Below are 20,277 nucleotides of genomic sequence, written 5' to 3'. Positions count from 1 at the left end.
TCCCTTCTCCTAGACCACCGACCGCCCTGCGGCTGGAGCCCCCGTATGACGACGTCCCATCGCTCTCACAACACCGCCGCCGCACGCAGAACCACGCCCTACCCCGTCGACCTCAGAGACGCGGACCCACACGAGGCGCCAGAGGGCCTGCTATCCGCGCTCGAAAGTCTCTCCGAGGCTCTCACCGCGACTCACACGACGAAGCCCACCCCCCTCGGAGCGGCGCTCGCGCTGCTCAGCGAGGCGGACGTGGAGCACTCACTGAACTCCACGCCGGTCCACCTGCGTCGCAATCTGCTCCGCTCACTCCGCATCCCGATCGACGGGACGCGGGTGAACCGGGCACTCTGTCAGGACGTGCTGACCCGCATGCGGCGGGATCCTGAGGGGGCACACGCACGAGACGCGGCATACCACCTGACGTATCCCCTCTACGCAGACCTGGTCGAAGAAGGGTTCCGCCCCGCATCCGGCTCGGTGGACGACGCGTCGTGGACCCTGACTCGCCGGTGGAGTCCCACTCTGCTGCGTGTCGCCGTCTGGGCGAGACTCGGTGCCGACGTCGTCAGTGCGCGTATCTGGGCATGGTCCCTGCGCCAATCCTGGATCGTCGACTCGGGGGTGGCCGTGGGAGCGGCCTTGGCCGCTGCGGAGCGAGTAGTCGCCGTGCTCTCCGCCCCGGACGGGGGGTCGACCACCCTGCAGCACGGCACGGCCGAAGCAATCGGGCAGGAGAGCGGTTCGGTGGAGGGGGACGCTGGGGGCGTACGAGAGCGACAGGACGAGACCGACACGGCCGCGGATCCGGTGGGCGAGCCCGACGCGGCCTCGTTGATCGCCGCGCTCCAGAGCGTAACGGATGCTCTGGAGGCTGCGGCCGAGCCCGTCCGGCGGGTGAGCGGGGCCATTGCCGCAGAGGCACCGCCGGCTGACGAGGACCTGGACGCGCTCGCCGAAGTCTCCCGGGCGTTCAGGGCCGCGACCGAGGGCCTCGTCGGGCACGGCATCGTTCCCGAATCGGTGGACCTCGACCAGCTGCGGCGCGAGACCGACGCGGTACTGGACCGCCTCGCCTCGGCACCGCTCCGCGAGCGGCTCCTTCAGCTGTCCTCGTCGCTCACGTGCGACGGCACCGATCCGCATCTCGTCCAGGACCTCGCCGCGGCCCGGGAGAGGGCGCGCACGCTGGCGGAGAGCCAGGACTGGGACACACGCCAGGGCACGGATGCCGAAGCCCTCGACGCGCTGCTGACGATGGTGGAACTGCACGCCGCGGCACAGGAGCCGGCCGAGATTCTCGCCCTGCTGCCCCTCGCCGCGATGAGCCGCTCCCTGTCCTACCCCGCTGCCAGATACACGGAGTTGACACTCGTCGCGGCCATCGAGGACCCGCGCGGCGAGCCACTTGGCAGGGGGAGTACCGATCAGGGCCAGGGCGGGCCGGTTGACGGTGAATCCGAATCCGACCTGATCGAGACCACGGCGGCCCACCTCTCGCCACCTCAGATTCCCCTGGCAGTCTCGCTGCCCGGCATGCGAACAGCAGACGTCGAGGAGCCCGTAAGGCTCAAGGCATCCGGCGTGCCTGACACCGAGGACGCACCGGCCTCTGGGACCGACCCCGTAGTGCGGAGTTCGGTTGTTGCTCCGCACGCGACCCCGGCTCCGCATCCGGCCACGCCCTCGCCGTCGTCACTGGTATCCACAGGCGACTCGGGTACCGCGGCCGAATCCGCGACGAGCGGCGAACCCGTCGGGAAGCACGGCTTGACCGGGCCGGCCGCGGCGGAATGCAACAGCGCTCGCGACTCGTTGGCCGAGCTGATCGCCGCAAGGCGCTACGGCCTGGCGGCTTCCCTTGCCGAGAGCCTTGGCGAGCCCGCTTTCCGGATCACAGCCCTGCGGATCGCGGCATGCTCCGAGGCGGTGCGTTCCGCCAGCAGCGAGAGCGTCCCCCGCATCCGTGTCCTGCTCTCCGGACCGAGCTTGGCCGAGCTCACGGAATCCCGCGCCGATGCCATGCTGACCACGGCCGCGCTGCTGCGCTCGGTCCTGGTGACCGGTGATTCCGAGGCTGGCGCCATGCTTAGCCAGGTGTCGACCGGCATGCCTCTGGGCCTCGCGAGGATTTCCGACGACGTGGCACAACTGGCCCTCAAGTCGCTGCTGATCCACTCGCCGCCGCTCTCGCTCGCGCGCGACACCGCTGAACTGGAACGCGCCCTGGACGAAGCACAAGAGGACTGTCGCCAGGGGCTCATGCAGGTGCCCAACATCAGGTTCCCGCGAGGGCGCAAGATCGCCCGGCACTGGTGGGATCCGGAGAACGGGTTGATCGGATCGCTCCTCAAGGCTGCCTCGGACGACGACCGTTCTCACCTCGACGAGCATGCCCGTCGGGTGCGTGAGCTGAGGGAACCGGCCCAGATCCAGTCCAAACTCGACAAGGTGGACCGCGAGTTGATGAGCTCCGGAGCCCGGGCTCGACTGGAAGGGCCGGCCCGCCAGGACATCCTGCGCCAGGCCGGGGAACGCCTGGCGCAGGTCGAACGGTGGATCCTCCGAGCCCGGCAGCTCGCGGCCCGTGACACCGACTGGAGCGCCGATCAGGTTCAGGCCATGCGCGGTCGGATCCTCGACGTTCGGGACGATGTCGTACGGGAAGTCCGTGATCTGGCGGTCGTGGGCGGTGCCGTCGCCGCCGCGACGATGGAAGCCGCCGCCGCGTCTCTGATCCGGACGTTCGCTCTGCTTGCCGGGGAGGCGCGACTCGACGACACCGAGCTCACGACGGAGCTCGCCCTGCACGCCGAGCTGCTCAAGGTGCCTGGTGCTACGGTCCTCGGTCCGACGGGAGAGATCCGGTTCCGGGAGAATCCCGCCGCGCAGGAGCTCCTGCTCGCTGGCCGGCGTTCCTGGGAGGAAGCCGTGCGGATCCAGGTCGAGGGCGAGTACTTCGGCACGGCCCGAGCCCTTCTGGATCTGTGGTCGCGCAGGCAGCTTCCGGACCTGGACGACCGTACCGAGCCGGAGGCCCTGGACCCTCTGGTGCGGGAGACCGGCAGGCAGGTGGCGGCCGAGTTGAACGGCACCCGGCAGAGACTGGAGGAGGATCTGCGCCGGGCCCGTGTCGACGGCGCACTGACCGAAGAGAAGGAGCGCGCGTTCGAGCGCCGGATCCAACAGGCCGCCCCCAAGCCGGACGACGACCTGGCCCGGGTCAGGCGGGATCTGGAATCCCTGTCCGAGGAGCTCAGCCGAGCCCGGGCCGCACATGCGGCGGCGCTGCGCAGCCGGCTTGACGAGGTCGACGGACTCGACAGCGCTGACCGAGGGCGTGTGGAGCAACTCATCGAGAGTGGTGATCTGCTCACCGCGGACGAGCTCATCTCCTACTTGGTCAACGGGGAGAGCATCCCGGACACGGAGGCGATCGACCAGGGGCTCGGTTCCTTCTTCCCTGACGTGCCGAACGCCCTTGTCGGCACGGGGATCAGCACGGAGCTGATCACGAGCGTGCGGCGGCGCGAGTGTTTCGTTGACCTGCCCGCTCTCGACTACTCCGCGCTCTCGCCCGAGATCGCCGAGCAGACGGCGCAGGCACTCACCGGCTGGATGGATCTAGCGGCCCGGAAGGGAAGCCAGCGCACCCAGGGAGTCCGTGAGAGTGACCTCCTCCTGCCCGCGCTGCGGTTGGTCGGCTACAGCAGTAAGAAGGGGCCGCAGAGAGTCGAGCGGCCCCGCTCCGGTAGCTACCGCTTCCTCGACCTGTCCGCCGTCACCTACACAGGTTCGGCACTGGTGCCCGCCTTCGGGTCGGGGCTGCGCGGCAGCCTCCGCCTGATGCTCGTGTGGGACCGCCCGTCCGCGGAGACGCTGTTGTCCTGGATCCAGCAGGACCCCAACGACGACAGTCTCCTTGTCGCCTACTTCGGCACCCTCTCCGTGCGGAACCGCGCCGCGCTGGCGGCACAGAGCGCCGGCGGTCGACGCGCCATCGTCGTCTTGGACGACGCGGCGCTGGCGCACCTCGCGGCCCGGGGCAACCAGCGGCTGGACTCCGCGATGCGGATCCTGCTGCCGTTCAGCGCCGTGAATCCGTACGTCATGGGCAAGCGTGCGCCGGTCGCCGAGGAGATGTTCTTCGGTCGGCACGACGAGCTCTCGTCGGTTCAGCGTGCGACCGGCGACCAGGTGGTGTTCGGTGGACGCGGGCTCGGCAAGTCGGCCCTCCTGAAGGAGGCCGGCCGTAAGTTCGAGGCCCAACTCCCGGACGACCGCATCAGCCTGCTGCTGTCGCTCGACTCGACATTCACGGGAACCAACGCCCCCTCGTCCACGGTGTGGGACCGGATCGGACGCCGCCTCCAGGAGCGGGACGTCCTCCCTCAGTCGCGCCGGTCCAAGGCTGACTCCGTCCTCACCTACCAGCAGGTCCTGGACGGCATCAAGGCATGGACCAGCACGGACACCAAGCGCGGTCTGTTGATCATGCTTGATGAGGCCGACGGATTCTTCGAATCGGACTCTCCGCAGTTCACGGAGACCAGGCGGTTGCGCGATCTCGGTGCCGAGACCGAGGACCAGGTGAAAGTGGTCTTCGCCGGCCTCCACTCGGTGCAGCGATACGCCAAGATCGCGGTGAACAGCCCCTTCAGTCATCTCGCCCAGCGGCCCACCGTGATCGGCCCGCTTCGGCCGCAGGACGCGGTCAACCTGCTCGTCGAGCCGCTCGCGGTCCTCGGCTACGCGTTTGAGGATTCAGCTCTCGTCCACCGGATCCTCGGCCACTGCTCCTATCAGCCCTTCCTGTTGCAGATGTTCGGACACCGGCTCGTGCAGGCCATGCACGGGAAACGCAGCGGAGCCGGCGAGGGGCCGCCCTACACGATCACCCGGACGGACGTGGAGACGGTGCAGTCCGACCGAGACCTCCGCAGGAGCATTACTGAGGCGTTCCACGACACTCTGAGGCTCGATTCGCGCTACAACGTGATCGCCAACGTGGTTGCCCATCACGCGCATTACCACGGGCTGGACTCCCGGCTGAATCAGATCAAACTGCGCGAGGAGTGCACGTTCTGGTGGCCGGAGGGCTTCGACAACCTTGACACGGACCAGTTCCGTGCCTACCTCTCGGAGATGGAGGGGCTTGGCGTTCTGGCGCCGGATCCGGACCACCGGGGCTGGCACCTGCGTAGCGCCAACGCTTTGAGCATGATCGGCAACCTGGAGATGGTCGAGGCCGAACTGGAGCAGGCTTCGAGCCGCCAGGTGGCCGAGCTGTTCAGCAAGTTCGAGGCCCGCCACCGTTCGCGCGACGGTCACTCCCATTCGCCGCTCACCACCGATCAGGTCGCGGATGTGCTGCCCGGTCACGGCAACCAGGCGCGGCTGATCATCGGGACATTGGCCACCGGCATCGACAGGGTGGCCGCCGCGCTGCGCGATGTGGCGGTCCCCAGCGGCTGGGAGATGCCACACGTCTCGAAGCGATCCGAATTCGACCGGGAACTCACCACGGGCCCGCGCAACAGGCAGCGGCTGGTCCTGTCGGACCTGACCGTCAAGGCGCCCAGCGACGAAGCCTGCCGCGAGACCGTGACGAGCGCGGTGTCCAGGATCCCGGTGGCTCCTGGCGTCACGCGCTCCGCGGTTGTCATCGCGGGCCCGGAGCAACAGTCCCTCTGGTCCCTCGCCTTCGGTGGGGGCACCGGTGGGTATGACGCCGAGATCGAGGTGCTCGCACCGCGCCGCTTCACCCTGGACGGCTTGCGCGCCTGGGCGCAGGACCGCCAGAGCCCCGTCTATACGTCGGAGGCGCAGCTGGGGCATGTCCGGGAGGTCACTGGTGGTTGGCCGCTGCTGGTGGACCGGCTGTCGGCCGCGCTCGCTGAAGGCCGAGGCGAGGAGGCCGCGCTCGCCGTGACGGCGGAGGCTCTTGCCACCGCCGACGGCGCGAGCACGTTCCTAGCCCAGGCCGGACTGGCACCTCGCTCCCCGCAGTGGAGCGCCTACCGGGCTGTGCACGAGTTCATGGAGTCGGACGGCATGCGTCTGTATGACGTGCTAGAGGCGATCAAGATGGGCACGGACAGTGAGCAGCTGAAGCCCGAGGAGGCACTGGAGGTGTTGCGGGCCCTTCAAGTCTTCGACGTCGACTCCGCAGGCGTCCACCGACTGGAGCGCGTGCTGCAGATCTGCTGGAAGCTCGTCCACGTCGGCTGACGTACGGGGTACCGCGTCACCTGCCGGTCGGCGGACCAACGTGCTGGTGTGGACGTCGTTCTTCGAGTTCTACGCCCATGCGCTGCGCGAGCACGACACGCACGCCGACTACCCCACCGAGGTCACCGGGTCCTGGGTCCGGGCGGTCGTCGAGCCGGCGGTGGCGTCCGGGTTGGACGAGCGGCGTGCGACGGCCGCGGCGACGCTGGTGACGGCGACCGTCCGCGGCCTGCTCCTCGACCGGGTCGCGGCGGAGGCCCCGGAGCGGGTCGACGCGGCGTTCGAGGTGTTCGTTGAGCAGTTCGTCGGGATCGTGGATGTCATCCGTGAACCGGTCGGCCGCGTCGAGCAGCCGGCTGTGGAGCTTGGGCGCGAAACCGGCGAACTGCGTCTCGTCGACATGCGGCGAAGGCGCGATCGCCCTCAGCTGCTCCAGGATCCGGCTCACCGCCGCGTTGGTTTGGAGGTCGGCCACCACACACGCGTTGGACCGGCCCGGGGCGAGGGTGAATGAGCCGAGCCACGGCTGCGCGGGCAGCTGCTCGGTGAGCTTGTCCAGTTACCCGGGTGCGGCGGAGCACCACAGGAACGCGACGATCGGGAAGGACGAGCGGTGCCGGTGGTCTCCGCGATGAAATCGAGGAAGCCGCCTGGGCCGAGACGGTCCCCGTGCTGGGCGGCGGTGCCCCCGTCGCCGCGCAGTTCGTCGTCTCCTCGGCGCCCTCGCCCACCTTCGGAACCCGGTACGCGAGCCTGCCGCTGGTACGAGACCGCCCGAGCCCTCCCCGACAGCCCCGTCACCCACCTGGAGTCCTTCACCGTGGATCACGGCCGCGGCCTGATCCCGTAGGCACGTCCGACGGACGCCGGCCGAGGAGGTTCAGGTGCCGGGCCCGCCGCTACAGGGCGGCGTCCGCTCGCGGTTCCTGGTCGTGCGGGGTCGGGCCCGATTCCGGCGTCGGCCGTTCGGTGCCGCTCGCCGGGACGCGTACGGTCGCGACGACGATCAGGGAGGCCACCGCTCCCAGCGCCGCCGCCACGACCAGTACCCCGTTCAGGCCGGACGCGAACGCCTCGCGGACCAGATGTGCCGGCTCGGCGCGCTCGCCCTCCGGCCAGGCGGCGAGGACCGCGCGGGCCTGTCCGCCGCTCAGGGCGACGGCCGCCCCGTGCGGGTCCGGGACACTGCCGTCGGCCGTCAGCACCCGCTCGATCCGCGACTGGAAGATCACGCCGAACACGGCGATCCCCAGGGCGAAGCCCAACTGGCGGAACGTGTTGACCGCACCGCCCACCATGCCTCCGCGCTCCGGCGGCACCGTGGCCAGGGCCGCCGCCGGCAGACTCGGCGTCACGAGCCCGACCCCCAGTCCGGCGACGAGGAGGCCCGCCACCAGGCTGCTTCCCGTGGACCCCGCGTCGAGGGTGGCCTGCATCGCGGAACCCAGGGCGATGAGCGCCAGCCCCCCGCCGATGGTCGCCCGGGGCGGCCAGGGACCGAAGCGGCCCGCGAGCGCCGAGGCGAGGAAGGCGGCGGCGCACATGGGCAGGATGTACAGACCGGCTTCGACGGGCTCGTACCCCAGTACGGACTGCATCCACAGCGACTCGAACAGCAGGGAGGCGAACGCGGCGCCTTGCAGGAACAGGGCGCTGATCATGATCCCGGAGAACGACGGCCTGCGGAACAGCGACAGGTCGAGGACGGGGTCCTCGTGCCGCGTCTCGACCACGAGGAAGAGGGCGAGGGCGGCGGCCGCCACCGCGAACAGGCCGAGCGTGGAGGAGGCCGTCCAGCCGTCGGAGTGGGCTCGGATCAGCCCGAACGTCAGGGCCGCGCTCGCCACCGTGAACGTGACCATGCCGAGGACGTCCGCACGCTGCCGGCCCTGGCCCCGGCCCTTGGCCTCTCGCACCGAGCGCAGCGTCAGCACGACGGCGGCCAGGCAGACCGGCAGGTTGACGAAGAAGATCCACCGCCAGTCCAGGTACTGGGTGAGGAGTCCGCCGACCACCGGCCCGGCCGCCGCGGCGACCGAGTTGGTGGCGCCCCACACGGCGAAGGCCACCCCCCGGTCCCGGCCGCTGTAGTGCATGCCGAGCAGGGCGATCGTCGTACCGAACATCCCGGCGGCGCCCACTCCCTGCACCGCCCGGGCGCCGATCAGCACACCCGCGTCCGGGGCGACCGCGCACGCCACCGACGCCGCGGTGAAGACGACCAGCCCGACGAGGTACACCTTCCTGCGGCCGATCCGGTCGGCGAGGGAACCGACGCCGAGCAGCAGCGACGCCAGGGCCAGGGCGTACGCGTCGACCACCCACTCCACGTCGGAGAGCGTGGTGCCGAGGTCCGCGGCCATGGCGGGCAGCGCCACGGTCACGATCGTGACGTCCACCAGCAGCATGAAGGTGCCCAGACAGATCGCCGCCAAGGGCCACCACTTGCGCATCCGAACCCCTTCCCTGCCCGTCGCACCGAGGAGGCGCCCCCGGCGGGCCCCATGCTCCACGGCGAAGCGGCGATTCCCCCCGGGACCCGCGCGCCACGCCCATCGTGTGGACCGCAGGGAGGTATGCCTAGGTCCGCCTGGAGGAGCAGCGGTGGCGCGGCCGCAGGCCCGCTCATAGCTTCGCCGCATGACCAAACGACAGATCGCCTACCTGGCATGCACCGTGACCCTCGCGGTCTCGGGGATGGGGGCCGCCGCTCCGACGGCCGACCACCGGACGGTGCACCGGGTCAAGCCCGGCGAATCGATCCAGAAAGCGGTGGACGCCGCGAAGCCCGGGGACACGGTCGTCCTCTCGCCCGGCACCTACCGTGAGAGCGTCCGCATCACGACGCCGAACCTGACCCTGCGGGGCTCGACCGTCTTCTCCACCGTCCTCGTGCCCGGCACGGCCGCCGCCGACGACACCTGTGCCAAGGCCGGCCACGGCGTCTGTGTCACCGGCACGGCCGACCGGCCCGTCGAGGGCGTCACCGTGCGCTCGCTGACGCTCCAGGGCTTCACCAAGAACGGCCTGTGGGCGTCGCGGACCGACCGGCTGAAGATCCAGCGGGTCACCGCCGAGAAGAACGGCAACTGGGGCATCGCCCTGGAGCGGTCCGTACGCAGCGTCCTGACGCACAACGTCGCCCGGGACAACGCCGACGCCGGACTGTTCGTCTCCAACACCACCGACACGGAGGCGGGCGCCGTCGACGCCCGGGGGACGGTGATCAGCCACAACCGCCTGTCCGGAAACCGGATCGGCGTCACCGTGCGACGCCTGCGGAACCTGACCGTCGAGCGCAACGAGGCGACCGGGAACTGCGCCGCCGTGTTCGTGGTGGGCGACGAGTCCACGCCGCGCGCCGGGGCGATGACCCTGCGCCGGAACAACGTCCACGACAACAACAAGCACTGCCCCAAGACCCCCCGACTGCCCTTCCTCCAGGGCTCGGGAATCGTCCTCACCGGCGCCGAGGAGACGCTGGTGGCGGAGAACAGGATCGTGGACAACGTCGGCGCCTCGCCGCTGTCGGGCGGCATCGTGCTCTTCAAGAGCTTCGTGGGCGCCCTCAACGAGCGCAACGAGATCCGCGACAACGTCGTCCTCCGCAACGGCTCGGCCGACCTCGCCAACCGGGACACCGGCAAGGGCAACACCTTCCGCGGCAACACCTGCGGGGTCTCGGAGCCCGCGGGCATGTGCTGACGTCCGGCTCCGCTCTCCCACCCACGGCACCACAGCCACAGCACAGAGAAGGCGACAGATGACGACTGTTGATCCGGTTCCCCCGACTGTCGATCCGGTTCCGCCGCCGCCCATGCGGCTCAGGGAGCTCGTGTTCGGGGCGGCATGCGCCGCCGCCGTACGCGCGGCCGTCCGCCTCGGCGTGGCGGACGCCCTCGACGACACGCCCATGACCGTGGAGGACCTGGCCGCCGCGGTGCGGACCGAGCCGCGGACACTGCGGCGCCTGCTGCGCGCACTGTCCTGCCAGGGCGTCTTCACGGAGAACCCCGACGGCACGTTCGCCCACACGGAGATGTCCCGACTGCTGCGCGAGGACGACCCGCACAGCCTGCGGTACATCGCCCTGTGGTGCACGGAGCCGTGGACGTGGAACGTGTGGCCGAAGCTCGACGAAGCGGTGCGCTCCGGCCGCAACGCCTTCGAGGACGTGTACGAGAAGGAGTTCTTCACGTACCTCAACGAGGAGGCGCCCGAGTCCGCGTACGTGTTCAACCGGGCCATGACCACGTCGAGCCGGCAGTCCGCCCGGGACGTCGCCGACCTGATCGATCTGCGGGGGGCCTCCTCCGTCGCGGACATCGGAGGCGGTCAGGGGCACGTCCTGGCGAGTCTGCTGGAGCGGCACCCCACCCTGCACGGCACGCTGCTCGACCTTCCCGGCGTGGTGGAGAACGCCGACCCGCGCCTGCGGGACGGCGGCGCGCTGAGCTCCCGGGTCCGTGTCGTGGCCGGCGACTGCCGTGAGGACATCCCGGTCCAGGCGGATGTGTACATCATCAAGAACATCCTGGAGTGGGACGACGACAGCACCCGCAGGGCGCTCGCCAACGTCCGCGAGGCGGCGCGGCCCGGCGCCCGGGTCGTCGTGATCGAGAACCTCGTGGACGACACGCCCTCGATGCGGTTCACGACGGCCATGGACCTGCTGCTGCTCCTCAACGTCGGCGGTGCGAAGCACACCCGGCAGAGCATGGTCGACCGGCTGACGGACGCGGGTCTCGTCATCGGCGAGATCCGGCCGGTCAACGCGTACCTCCACGCGTTCGAGTGCACCGTTCCCGTCTGACGGGGGCGCAGGAGGGAAACCCGAGGCCGCCCGCTCCGCGTCGATCGCGGGGCGGGCGGCCTCGGGTCTGCTCTCGGGAGATCAGGAACCCGCGTCCCGCTCCCAGCTGTAGAAGCACTGCGCCATGGCGTCCTTGGGGCTCCGCCATGTCTCCGGGTCGTACGCGCTGACGAACGCCGACAGCTTCTCGCTCGCGTCCCGGAACTCGGGGTGTCCGGTGAGCTTCGCGATGGCCGGCGCCGGGTCCTGCTCCGACTCGATGAGGTGCAGGTACACGTCGCCGAACTGGAACAGGCGACGCCGGGTGACGCCGACCAGATGGGGGAGTTCGCCACGGTCGGAGGCGGCGAACACGTCGGCGATGGACGGCGCCGAACCGGGCGCCATGCGGGCGACGATCAGAGCGTGGTGCATGGACCTTCCTTCCTGGGAGTGCGGGAGTGCGGGAGTGCGGGGTGTGCGGGAGTGCGGGTGTGCGCGTCCGTGTGCGGCCGTGTGCGGTCAGCCCGGCAGGACCGAGGCGCCCCGACGGTCGCGGGCGACCTGCTCGATCCGGTCCCGGATGAGGGCCATCTGCGTGCGGGAGTTGCGGTTGATGTTGTCGGTCATCCAGTCGTCGTCGACCGGAGCGTCGGGCTTCATCGCGAAGTCCTGCACCCAGCGCATGTGGACCCCGGCCGGCGTCTGCTCGTACTCCCACCGGATGTTCATGTGGTCGAACGGACCGGTCTCGACGCGGCGGGCACGGACGGTCCGCCCGCGGCGGTCCACGGTGCGCTCCGACACCCAGCTCCAGACCTTGCCGTTGTCGTCCGGGTGCATGGTCAGGCGGAAGGTGGTCGAGTCGCCCTCGCGGGAGAGCACCTCCAGGGAGGCGTATTCGCTGAAGAGATCGGGCCAGTTCTCGATGTCGTTGGTGATGTCCCAGACGAGGTCGAGCGGGGCGTCGATGGTGATGCTGTTGTCGGTGTGACCGGACACGTCAGGCTCCCGTCTGGAGGGCGCTGTTGACCAGGCCGACGAACTCGGCGGGCGTCTTGCAGCGCTCGGCGTCGGTGGGCAGCGCCACGCCGTACCGGTTCTCCACTTCGCCGACGATCCCGAGCAGGCCGAGCGAGTCGAGGCCGAGGGTGGTGAACGGCGCGTCCGGCGCCTTCTCCAGGTCCCGGGCGTCGACGGTGACGCCGGCCGCCTGCTTCATCAGCGCGGCGAGTTCGTCGAAGGTCAGTGCGGTGGTGATCATCTGTGCTCTCCTTCCCGCCCGGTCCTACCGGGCGGAGTCGTCGCCGCGGCGCACGACCAGCGCCGCGTTGGATCCCATGAGTCCCCGGCTGAGGACGAGGGCCGTGCGCAGCTCGGCGGGGCGAGCGCGGGACATCACCAGATCGAGGTCGTGGCAGATGTCGAACACGTTGGGGGTGGGGGGCACCAGGCCGTGCTCCATCGCGAAGACCGCGGCGGCGGTGTCCAGGACGGGCGCACCGCAGTAGGCGCGGCCGATGCCCGTCTTGGGCGCCGTGACGGGTACGCGGGTGGCGTGTGCCCCGAGGACGTCGGCGATCGCCAGCGCCTCGGCACGGTCCGCTTCCGGTACGCCCAGGGCGTCGGCGAAGACGACGTCGATCTCCTCCGGGGCGCACGCGGCCTCGTCGAGGGCGACGCGGACGGCGCGGGCGAGCCCCTCCCGGGACTCCTCCCATCGGGAGGCACCGGTGAAGGTGGCGCCGTGGCCGGCCACGACGGCCCGGACGGCCGCTCCGCGGTCGCGGGCACGGGACTCGTCCTCCACGACGAGCATCGCGCCGCCCTCCGCCGGGACGAAGCCGCAGGCCCCGGTGGTGAACGGCCGGTAGGCGCGGTCCGGGTCCTCGACGGTGCTGAGCTCCGGGTAGCCGAGCTGGCACACCATCGAGTACGGGGCGAGGGGCGCCTCGGCGGCGCCGACGACCACCGCGCCCGTGCCGCGTCGGACGGCCCGAGCGGCGTGGGCGATGCCGTCCAGGCCCCCCGCCTCGTCGCTCGCGACGACTCCGCACGGCCCCTTGAACCCGCTCCGGATGGAGATCTGGCCGGTGCTCGCGGCGTAGAACCAGGCGATGGACTGGTACGGGCCGACGAACTTGGATCCCTGGCCCCACAGCTTCTGGAGCTCCCGCTGGCCGAACTCGCCGCCGCCCGAACCGGCAGCGGTGACCACGCCGATCGAGAAGGGCTCCTCCGGGTCGTCGTGGGCGAGGCCGGCGTCGTCGAGGGCGAGTTGGGCCGCGGCCATGGCGTAGTGACTGAACCGGTCGGTCTGGACGAGGAACCGCTCCTCGATCAGGGCGGCGGCGTCGAAGCCCCGGACCTCGCCCGCGACCTTGAGCGGCATGTCCTCGCAGCCCTCGCGGGTGATCCGGTCCAGGGCGCCGAGCCCTTCCCGGACGGACTTCCAGTACGCGTCGGCGCGCAATCCGTTGGGGGCGATCACACCGATGCCGGTGACGACCGCGCGCCGTGGGCGCTCACTGCTCATCGTGTCCTCCCACCTGGCCCCGTCAGGAGCACCGCGGACTGGAAGCCGCCGAATCCGCTGCCCACGGAGAGCACGTTCCGGAGCTTCCGGGGGCGGGCGGTGCGCGGTACGTAGTCCAGGTCGCACTCGGGGTCGGGGGTCTCGTAGTTCGCCGTCGGAGGGACCACCTGGTGCTTCAGCGCGAGGACGCAGGCGGCCACCTCGATCGCGCCGATCGCGCCGAGCGAGTGCCCCACCATGGATTTGATGGAGCTCATGGGCGTGTCGTAGGCGTGCGCGCCCAGGGACCGCTTCACGGCGGCGGTCTCGTGCCGGTCGTTCTGCCGGGTGCCCGAGCCGTGCGCGTTGACGTAGTCGATCGCCGTGGGGTCGAGCCGGGCCCGGTCGAGCGTGGAGTCGATCGCCCGGGACATCTCCAGCCCCTCGCCGGTCAGACCGGTCATGTGGTACGCGTTGCCGAAGGTGGCGTAGCCGCCGATCTCGCAGTAGATGTGCGCACCGCGGGCCCTGGCGTGCTCGTACTCCTCCAGGACGAGGACGGCCGCGCCTTCGCCCATGACGAAGCCGTTGCGGTTGTTGTCGAAGGGCCGGGAGGCGTGCTCCGGGTCGTCGTTGTCGGGCGACGTGGCCTTGATCGCGTCGAAGCAGGCCATGGTGATCGGGGAGATCGGGGAGTCCGACGCCCCGGCGATGCAGACGTCCGCGCGGCCTTCCTCGATGGTGTGGAAGGCGTAGCCGACGGCGTCGAGGCCGGAGGTGCATCCGGTGGAGACGGTCTGCACCGGGCCGCGGGCGCCGAACTGTTCGGCGACGACGGAGGCGAGCGTGCTCGGGGAGAACGCCATGTGCAGCTTGGGGTCGGCCGCGCGGTGGTCCACGTCCCACCGCGCGCCGCCCGCGCTGACCAGGACGTAGTCGTGTTCGAGCCGGGTGGTGCCGCCGACGGCGCTGCCCAGGGAGACGGCGACGCGCCAGGGGTCCTCGGCTTCGGTGTCGAGCCCGGCGTCACGGACGGCTTCCCCGGCGGCGACGACGGCGAACTGGATGTACCGGTCGGCGTGGCGGCTCAGCTCCGGGTCCAGTCCGTGCTCCGCCGGGTCGAAGTCGCACTCGGCGGCTATGCGGGAGCGCAGCCCGGCCGGGTCGAACAGGGTGATGCCGCGGGTCGCGGTTCGGCCGGCGGCGAGGAGGTCCCAGAACGCCTTGGCTCCGGTACCGCCCGGAGCGACCACACCGATGCCGGTGACGGCCACGCGCCGGTTCACTCGATGGCCCCGCTTCGCTCGGACACCTGTCCCGGGTCGTGCACGGTCAGGTGGGGGCCCGCGGCGGCGAGCTCGGCCTCGTCGGTGACCTCGGTGTCGACGTGGCCGAGGCTCGGCCGGGGGGCGAGCGGGCCCAGGTGGAAGACCATCCGGGCCTCCACGTCGCTGACGTTGCGGAAGCGGTGCCGCACGTCGATCGGGATCAGGAGCCCCTGATCGGACCGGAGCGCGTACGTGTCGCCGTCCAGGTCCACTTCCAGCTCGCCCGAGACGACGTACACGAACTCCTCGGAGTACGGGTGGTAGTGCTCGCCGATGCGCTCGCCCGGCTGAACGATGGCCAGGCCCATGAAGCCGCTGGTGGAACCCACCGTGGCCGGCGTGAGCATGGCCCGCAGGTCACCTCCGCGCCTGCGGTTGGGCTCCGTCTCGCTCAGGTTCACGATGCGTGGACGCTGCTTGAGCATGGTTGATACCTCCGGTCATGGCAGTGACGTGTGGGGGAGCGACGCCGGCGGGGGCCGCGACGGGCCGTCAGGAATCCGCCGTGCGGTCGGTGACGGGCAGCATGTCGGCGTGCGACAGGAGCCGGTTGATGTTGCGCTCCGTCTTCAGGGAGCCCTCGACGCCGATCGCGGGGCCGTCGAGGAGGCGTTCCAGCTCCGCGGCCTTCCCGGCGCCCTTGAGCCCGAGGGAGGCGACGGGGTCGAGGTCGAGGTCGCCCGTGATGTCGACGAGGCGCACCACGATGTCGTCGCGCTGGAACACGGTGCTGCCGTACACCGGGCTGTCCGGGGCGTCCGCCGCGGCCCGGTCCTGCTGGGCGAGCAGCCGGGCCAGCTCCATCCCGCCGCCCTCCTTGGCCGGGTAGTACAGCGCGTGCCGCCGCAGGTCGGCCGGTGCCGGCCGGCCGGACACCACGTGGTGGACGGCGGGGAGCGCGGCCCGGGTGAAGAACACCCGTGCCGACTCGGGGTCGGTCAGGTCCCGGTCCTGCTCCAGGTACGGGTTGATGGCCTCCTCGACCGCCCGTACCTCGGGCTGCCGGGCGACGTGCCGCAGGGCCGCGAGGAGGTCGCCCTCCACCTCCACGGCACGGACGACGCGGTTGCCGTGCATGAAGAGGGAGGTACGGCGCAGCCGTGTGGTCTCGTCGACCTGGGCGCGGGGCGGCTCGTACCCGGCCAGGATCTCCGCCACCTTCGACTCGGAGCCCGGCTTGACGGTGAAGGTGAGGGCGTGGCGTGCCACACCGTCGCCCACGCGGGCCTCCACCTGCACGCCCGCCGACGCCGCGGCCCGCGAGGCCGGCTGACCCGGAGTGGTCTCCCGGAGGATGCTGTAGCGCATCGAACGGGTGTCCCGGACGCAGCTGTGCATCGGCTTGACGGTTTCGACGTGCTCCTCGCTGTTCACCCACGCGAGGAACGGCGGCGCGCTCTCCCACTCGCTGGTGATGAGCCACTGCGAGGGGTTCTCGATGGACTGGCAGAGCTGGTCACTGATGTGACCGGGAACGGAGGCGACCTGCTTGCGCATGAGTTCGTACGCGTCGAGGAACTGCTGCTGAGCTCCTTCGTACAGGTCGAGCAGGAGGATCACCCGCAGCCTGGAGCCGTCGAACACGGATTGCGAGATACGTCCCGAGGGGGCCATCCGGCACACCTCTCTCTTCTTGGTGGGGGGTGGGAACGACCTGCGTGTCCGAAACGCCGGGGTCGTCGTGTGTCGATGGTTGACAGGAGCGCCGACAGCGCGCGAGTCCGATAAAGCGGATGAGTGAACCGCGTGTCATCCGGGTGCCTCCGGCACGCGGACCCGTCCCCGAAGGACTTGAATCTGCATCCCATCCCCGACTCGCGTCGCAGGTGACGCCGGAGACGAACCATGAACCGATTCGACGTGGCCGGCGAAGCAGCCGGTCACCGCACGTCCGTACTGATCGTCGGCGGCTCGCTGGTGGGCCTGTCCACCGCGCTGTTCCTGGGGCGGCTCGGGGTGCCGCACACACTGGTCGAGCGCCATGCGGGCACGTCGATCCACCCGCGCGGCCGCGGCAACAACGTGCGCACGATGGAGCTGTTCCGCAGCGCCGGGGTCGCGCAGCCCGTCCAGGAGGCCGCCTCGGTCCTGGCGCTCAACAACGGCGTGCTGCAGACGCCGAGCCTCGTCGGCGATGCCGGCGAGTGGCTGTTCAAGGAGATCGACCCCGGCGGCGGCCTCGCCCGCTTCAGCCCTGCCGGGTGGTGCCTGTGCAGCCAGAACGACGTCGAACCGGTGCTGCTCGAGCGCGCCAGGGAGCTGGGCGGAGACCTGCGGTTCGCGACGGAGATGATGTCCTTCGAGCAGGACGCCGAAGGAGTGACCGCGCAGGTCAAGAGCCGCGAAACCGGCGAGCACACCACCATCCGCGCGGACTACCTCGTCGCGGCGGACGGCCCGCGCAGCCCGGTCCGCGAGCGGCTCGGCATCGGGCAGAGCGGTCAGGGCGACCTGTTCCACAACGTGAGCATCACCTTCGTGTCCCGCGGCCTCGCGGACGTCGTCGGCGACCGGCACTTCATCGTCTGCTACCTGACGAACCCGGAGGCCGACGGAGCCCTGCTGCCGGTCGACAACCGGGAGCGCTGGGTGTTCCACGCCCCGTGGCACCCCGAACACGGCGAGACGCTCGAGGAGTTCACCGACGAGCGGTGCAGGGAACACATCCGGCGCGCCGTGGGAGTGCCGGACCTCGACGTGGAGATCACGGGCAGAGCCCCCTGGCACGCGGCCGAGAGGATCGCCGAACGGTACGCGGACGAAAGGGTGTTCCTCGTCGGCGACTCCGCCCACGAGATGCCGCCCACCGGGGCCTTCGGCTCCAACACCGGTATCCAGGACGCGCACAACCTCGCCTGGAAGCTCGCCGCCGTCCTGGGCGGCTGGGCGGGCCCCGGCCTGCTCGCGTCCTACGACGCGGAGCGCCGGCCGGTGGCGGAGGCCACGAGCGCCCGGGCTTCGGCGCGGTCGGTCGAGCACAGCCACCCCGGGTACACCCCCGAGCCCGGAGCCGGCGGCCCCCAGGGAAGGAAGGGCGGCATCCTCAACGTGGTGCTCGGCTACCGCTATCCGCAGGGCGCCGTCCTGGGCGCCGACCGGACGGCGCCGGTCGTGCCCGACGGACTGCGGCTGACGGGCGAACCCGGGAGCCGGGCACCCCACGTCTGGCTGAACCGCGCCGGCACCCGGGTCTCCACCCTCGACCTGTACGAGCGGTCCCTGGTGCTCCTGAGTTCCGGGGACGGCGCCGGCGGGTGGCACACCGCGGCGACCCGCGTCGGGCAGGAGCTGTCGGTGCCGCTCGACGCGTACCGGATCGGCGACGGGCCCGACGCGGAGCTCTCCCCCGCGAGTGACACGGACTGGGCGGAGGCCCACGGCGTCACCCCGGACGGCGCGGTGCTGGTCCGCCCCGACGGGTTCGTCGCGTGGCGGTCCGAAGGGGCGTCCGCCGACCCCGAAGCGGCGTTGCGGCAGGCCCTCGCGGCGATCCTGGGCCGGGGGGCGTGATCCCGGGGGCGTGATTCCGGGAGGGGGCGAGTCCGCGGTGGGATTCCGGGGCGTGATTCCGGGCGTCGGCCGACCGGCTCATCGAGGAGGCGCACCCTAGCCCGTTCGCGCGCAGGGCGCACGTCGTTCCCGAACGCCGCACGGCCCGCCGTGACCTGCGGCGATGATCGGCGGCAAGGGCGATCAAGACCCGACCGGGGGACACCGCTCGCGTTCCTCCCGTTGCGGTGCCCACCGGTCGGGGATCTTCTCGTGCACGGAGCACAGCACAGGTGCCGCGCGGTTCCGCCGGCCGGGAAAGCTCCCCCGAAGGAGAGAAGAAGCATGCGTCTCGCACGTACGGGTACCCAGCTCGCCCTGGTCCTGGGCGCCCTCGCCCTGTCCGCACCCTCCGCCGTCGCGGCGCCCGCCGGTGGCGCCTGGGTCAATCCGGGGAAGGCGGCCCCCGGCACCGTCGTCACCGTCACCACCACCGCCTGCGGCAACGAGACCTACGGCAAGGGCGAGTCGGTGGCGGGCGGGAAGTTCCACCTCCTGCCCGGCGACCGGAAGGGCGTCCTGGTGGGCGAGTTCACGCTCCCGCTGGACGCCGTCTCCGGCACGGACACCGTGACCCTCAAGTGCCCGCCCCGCATCAAGCAGACCGTCACCTACCAGATCTCCGGCCGGCCGAACGGCGCCGTGGAAGCGGGCTTCGGCTGGGCCGCCGCCGCGGCGGACGAGGGGGACGGCGCCAGCCCGTACACCCTCGGCGCGCTGCTCCTCGGCAGCGCCGCCGCGAGCGTCCTGATCAGGAGGCGCCGCCGCACCGTCGCCGCCCGGAACGCCGCCTGAACCCACGCCCCACACCCCACGGCCCACGGCACCTGCTCCGGCCCCGGCTCCGCGAGGAGATCCGGGGCCGAGCTGCGGCCGATCACCCGCGGCAGCCGTGAGATGAGACCCGACGGTGTGCGGGACCGCGAGAGATGAGAGGGTCTTGCGGGTGAGTGAGACACCGACGAACATCCTGCAATACCGCGTCGACGGGCGAGACGACGCTCCGGTCCTGGTCATCGGGCCCTCTCTGGGGACCACCTGGCACAGGTCGTAGGGCCCTTCCACGGCAGTCCGCGCAGTCCATACAGAGCGAATACTGCACGGTATGCGGCGCTCGGTCTGCCTCACTCCGCAGAGACTGTGACACCTCGTGACACGACGAAGCCCCGGCCGGGAGGCCCCCGATCCGGGGCTTCGTCGTGTTTGTGCGCTACGGAGGCTTTGCCAAGTCGTGCCAGTCGCGGGGTGCTCCCGGGCCACTGCCGGCACAACCACACGGCGCCGTCCTGATCAAGGCCGCCAAGCATCCTCGGTGGAGGCGCTGACCGGCCCGGTGCTGTACTCGGGCTCCCCGCTTTCGGGCACACGAAGCAGGAGCACTACGCCTACTGCCCCCCGCCAATTGGCATGTCCGGGTAGGAGGCCCGCCCCGATCGCGTGCGCAGCCTTCCCCTGCACATGTCGTGCGGGTGCGTCGATCCCTCTCAAGTGGGACCGCGTATCCGGTCAATGTGCCCGCAGCCGGCTGGCCCTTTCATCAGGCAGGCTGGGAAAGATCAGCCACAAACGTCTATTTCCAGATCATTTTATTTGAACAATCCCAGTATTGGGCTATTTGACGGACCTAGTCTCGGGCCGGGCCCTGAAGACAGGGCACGAGCGAGGGGAACAAGGTCGACATGGCTCATTGGAAGAAGATCGCGGGCGGTCTGACGGGGATCTCGACGGGGTCGCGGTCCAACGTGTGGGGCGTGAACGCGGACGCGAGGATCTACCGGTTCACCAACGACGACGCCACCCCGTGGCACAACGTCCCCGGCGGACTCACCGACATCAGCGCAGCAGCCGACGGCACCGTCTGGGGC

The 20,277-nt window shown here is 70.8% G+C and carries 15 protein-coding genes; 7 read left to right on the top strand and 8 right to left on the bottom strand.

Annotation, left to right across the window (positions count from 1 at the left end; translation table 11 throughout):
• Nucleotides 1–45 precede the first annotated feature (45 nt).
• Together ACZ6K0_RS36260 and ACZ6K0_RS36255 are read left to right on the top strand one after the other, a co-directional pair.
• Nucleotides 46–6,228: an AAA family ATPase gene (locus tag ACZ6K0_RS36260; RefSeq protein WP_469235637.1), complete on the top strand. Its 6,183-nt coding sequence runs from the start codon at nt 46–48 to the stop codon at nt 6,226–6,228.
• Between the two features lie 40 nt (nt 6,229–6,268).
• Nucleotides 6,269–6,742, top strand: a complete 474-nt coding sequence (locus tag ACZ6K0_RS36255) for a hypothetical protein (protein ID WP_469235636.1) — start codon at nt 6,269–6,271, stop codon at nt 6,740–6,742.
• Between the two features lie 385 nt (nt 6,743–7,127).
• Here ACZ6K0_RS36255 and ACZ6K0_RS36250 read toward each other — a convergent pair whose 3' ends face one another.
• Nucleotides 7,128–8,681, bottom strand: coding sequence for an MFS transporter (locus ACZ6K0_RS36250; protein WP_376407883.1), 1,554 nt, complete (start codon nt 8,679–8,681; stop codon nt 7,128–7,130).
• A gap of 187 nt (nt 8,682–8,868) precedes the next feature.
• Between ACZ6K0_RS36250 and ACZ6K0_RS36245 the strand changes: the two genes are divergently transcribed.
• Together ACZ6K0_RS36245 and ACZ6K0_RS36240 are read left to right on the top strand one after the other, a co-directional pair.
• Nucleotides 8,869–9,933: a right-handed parallel beta-helix repeat-containing protein gene (locus ACZ6K0_RS36245; RefSeq protein WP_376407882.1), complete on the top strand. Its 1,065-nt coding sequence runs from the start codon at nt 8,869–8,871 to the stop codon at nt 9,931–9,933.
• A 58-nt stretch (nt 9,934–9,991) separates the two neighbouring features.
• Nucleotides 9,992–11,041, top strand: coding sequence for a methyltransferase (locus ACZ6K0_RS36240; RefSeq protein WP_469235633.1), 1,050 nt, complete (start codon nt 9,992–9,994; stop codon nt 11,039–11,041).
• 81 nt (nt 11,042–11,122) lie between these two features.
• Here the strand turns inward: ACZ6K0_RS36240 and ACZ6K0_RS36235 are convergent, their stop codons facing one another.
• The 7 genes from ACZ6K0_RS36235 to ACZ6K0_RS36205 form a co-directional block, all read right to left on the bottom strand.
• The gene (locus tag ACZ6K0_RS36235) at nt 11,123–11,455 is read right to left on the bottom strand and encodes a TcmI family type II polyketide cyclase (RefSeq protein WP_469235631.1); all 333 of its coding nucleotides are present in this window, start codon (nt 11,453–11,455) and stop codon (nt 11,123–11,125) included.
• Between the two features lie 87 nt (nt 11,456–11,542).
• On the bottom strand, nt 11,543–12,022 hold the full coding sequence (locus ACZ6K0_RS36230; RefSeq protein ID WP_469235629.1) for an SRPBCC family protein: 480 nt from the start codon (nt 12,020–12,022) through the stop codon (nt 11,543–11,545).
• 1 nt (nt 12,023) lies between these two features.
• Nucleotides 12,024–12,284, bottom strand: coding sequence for a phosphopantetheine-binding protein (locus ACZ6K0_RS36225; RefSeq protein WP_376407876.1), 261 nt, complete (start codon nt 12,282–12,284; stop codon nt 12,024–12,026).
• Between the two features lie 24 nt (nt 12,285–12,308).
• The gene (locus tag ACZ6K0_RS36220) at nt 12,309–13,556 is read right to left on the bottom strand and encodes a ketosynthase chain-length factor (protein ID WP_376407874.1); all 1,248 of its coding nucleotides are present in this window, start codon (nt 13,554–13,556) and stop codon (nt 12,309–12,311) included.
• Complete coding sequence (locus ACZ6K0_RS36215) at nt 13,553–14,821, bottom strand: beta-ketoacyl-[acyl-carrier-protein] synthase family protein (protein WP_376407872.1); 1,269 nt, start codon at nt 14,819–14,821, stop codon at nt 13,553–13,555. The genes ACZ6K0_RS36220 and ACZ6K0_RS36215 overlap by 4 nt, the downstream gene beginning before the upstream one ends.
• Nucleotides 14,818–15,288 (bottom strand): cupin domain-containing protein, encoded by a 471-nt coding sequence (locus tag ACZ6K0_RS36210; RefSeq protein WP_376407870.1) that lies wholly within the window; start codon nt 15,286–15,288, stop codon nt 14,818–14,820. Before ACZ6K0_RS36210 ends, ACZ6K0_RS36215 begins: the two co-directional genes overlap by 4 nt.
• Nucleotides 15,289–15,355: 67 nt before the next feature.
• Nucleotides 15,356–16,477 (bottom strand): SchA/CurD-like domain-containing protein, encoded by a 1,122-nt coding sequence (locus ACZ6K0_RS36205; RefSeq protein WP_376407868.1) that lies wholly within the window; start codon nt 16,475–16,477, stop codon nt 15,356–15,358.
• A gap of 231 nt (nt 16,478–16,708) precedes the next feature.
• On the opposite strand from ACZ6K0_RS36205, the gene ACZ6K0_RS36200 reads away from it, so the two are divergent.
• The 3 genes from ACZ6K0_RS36200 to ACZ6K0_RS36190 all read left to right on the top strand — a co-directional run.
• Complete coding sequence (locus tag ACZ6K0_RS36200; protein WP_376407866.1) at nt 16,709–18,373, top strand: FAD-dependent oxidoreductase; 1,665 nt, start codon at nt 16,709–16,711, stop codon at nt 18,371–18,373.
• A 324-nt stretch (nt 18,374–18,697) separates the two neighbouring features.
• The gene (locus ACZ6K0_RS36195; protein ID WP_376407865.1) at nt 18,698–19,207 is read left to right on the top strand and encodes a sortase; all 510 of its coding nucleotides are present in this window, start codon (nt 18,698–18,700) and stop codon (nt 19,205–19,207) included.
• 884 nt (nt 19,208–20,091) lie between these two features.
• A partial coding sequence (locus ACZ6K0_RS36190; RefSeq protein WP_469577721.1) for a tectonin domain-containing protein occupies nt 20,092–20,277 on the top strand: 186 nt, incomplete at its 3' end.

Source organism: Streptomyces sp. NPDC042346 (assembly GCF_055581845.1).
This window is presented reverse-complemented; position numbering and strand designations above follow the sequence as displayed.

Coding starts and splice junctions, on each gene's coding strand:
- ACZ6K0_RS36225 (WP_376407876.1), bottom strand. CDS start 12,284: ATGATCACCACCGCACTGACCTTCGACGAACTCGCCGCGCTGATGAAG.
- ACZ6K0_RS36205 (WP_376407868.1), bottom strand. CDS start 16,477: ATGGCCCCCTCGGGACGTATCTCGCAATCCGTGTTCGACGGCTCCAGG.
- ACZ6K0_RS36235 (WP_469235631.1), bottom strand. CDS start 11,455: ATGCACCACGCTCTGATCGTCGCCCGCATGGCGCCCGGTTCGGCGCCG.
- ACZ6K0_RS36260 (WP_469235637.1), top strand. CDS start 46: ATGACGACGTCCCATCGCTCTCACAACACCGCCGCCGCACGCAGAACC.
- ACZ6K0_RS36245 (WP_376407882.1), top strand. CDS start 8,869: ATGACCAAACGACAGATCGCCTACCTGGCATGCACCGTGACCCTCGCG.
- ACZ6K0_RS36210 (WP_376407870.1), bottom strand. CDS start 15,288: ATGCTCAAGCAGCGTCCACGCATCGTGAACCTGAGCGAGACGGAGCCC.
- ACZ6K0_RS36250 (WP_376407883.1), bottom strand. CDS start 8,681: ATGCGCAAGTGGTGGCCCTTGGCGGCGATCTGTCTGGGCACCTTCATG.
- ACZ6K0_RS36195 (WP_376407865.1), top strand. CDS start 18,698: ATGCGTCTCGCACGTACGGGTACCCAGCTCGCCCTGGTCCTGGGCGCC.
- ACZ6K0_RS36220 (WP_376407874.1), bottom strand. CDS start 13,556: ATGAGCAGTGAGCGCCCACGGCGCGCGGTCGTCACCGGCATCGGTGTG.
- ACZ6K0_RS36200 (WP_376407866.1), top strand. CDS start 16,709: ATGAACCGATTCGACGTGGCCGGCGAAGCAGCCGGTCACCGCACGTCC.
- ACZ6K0_RS36240 (WP_469235633.1), top strand. CDS start 9,992: ATGACGACTGTTGATCCGGTTCCCCCGACTGTCGATCCGGTTCCGCCG.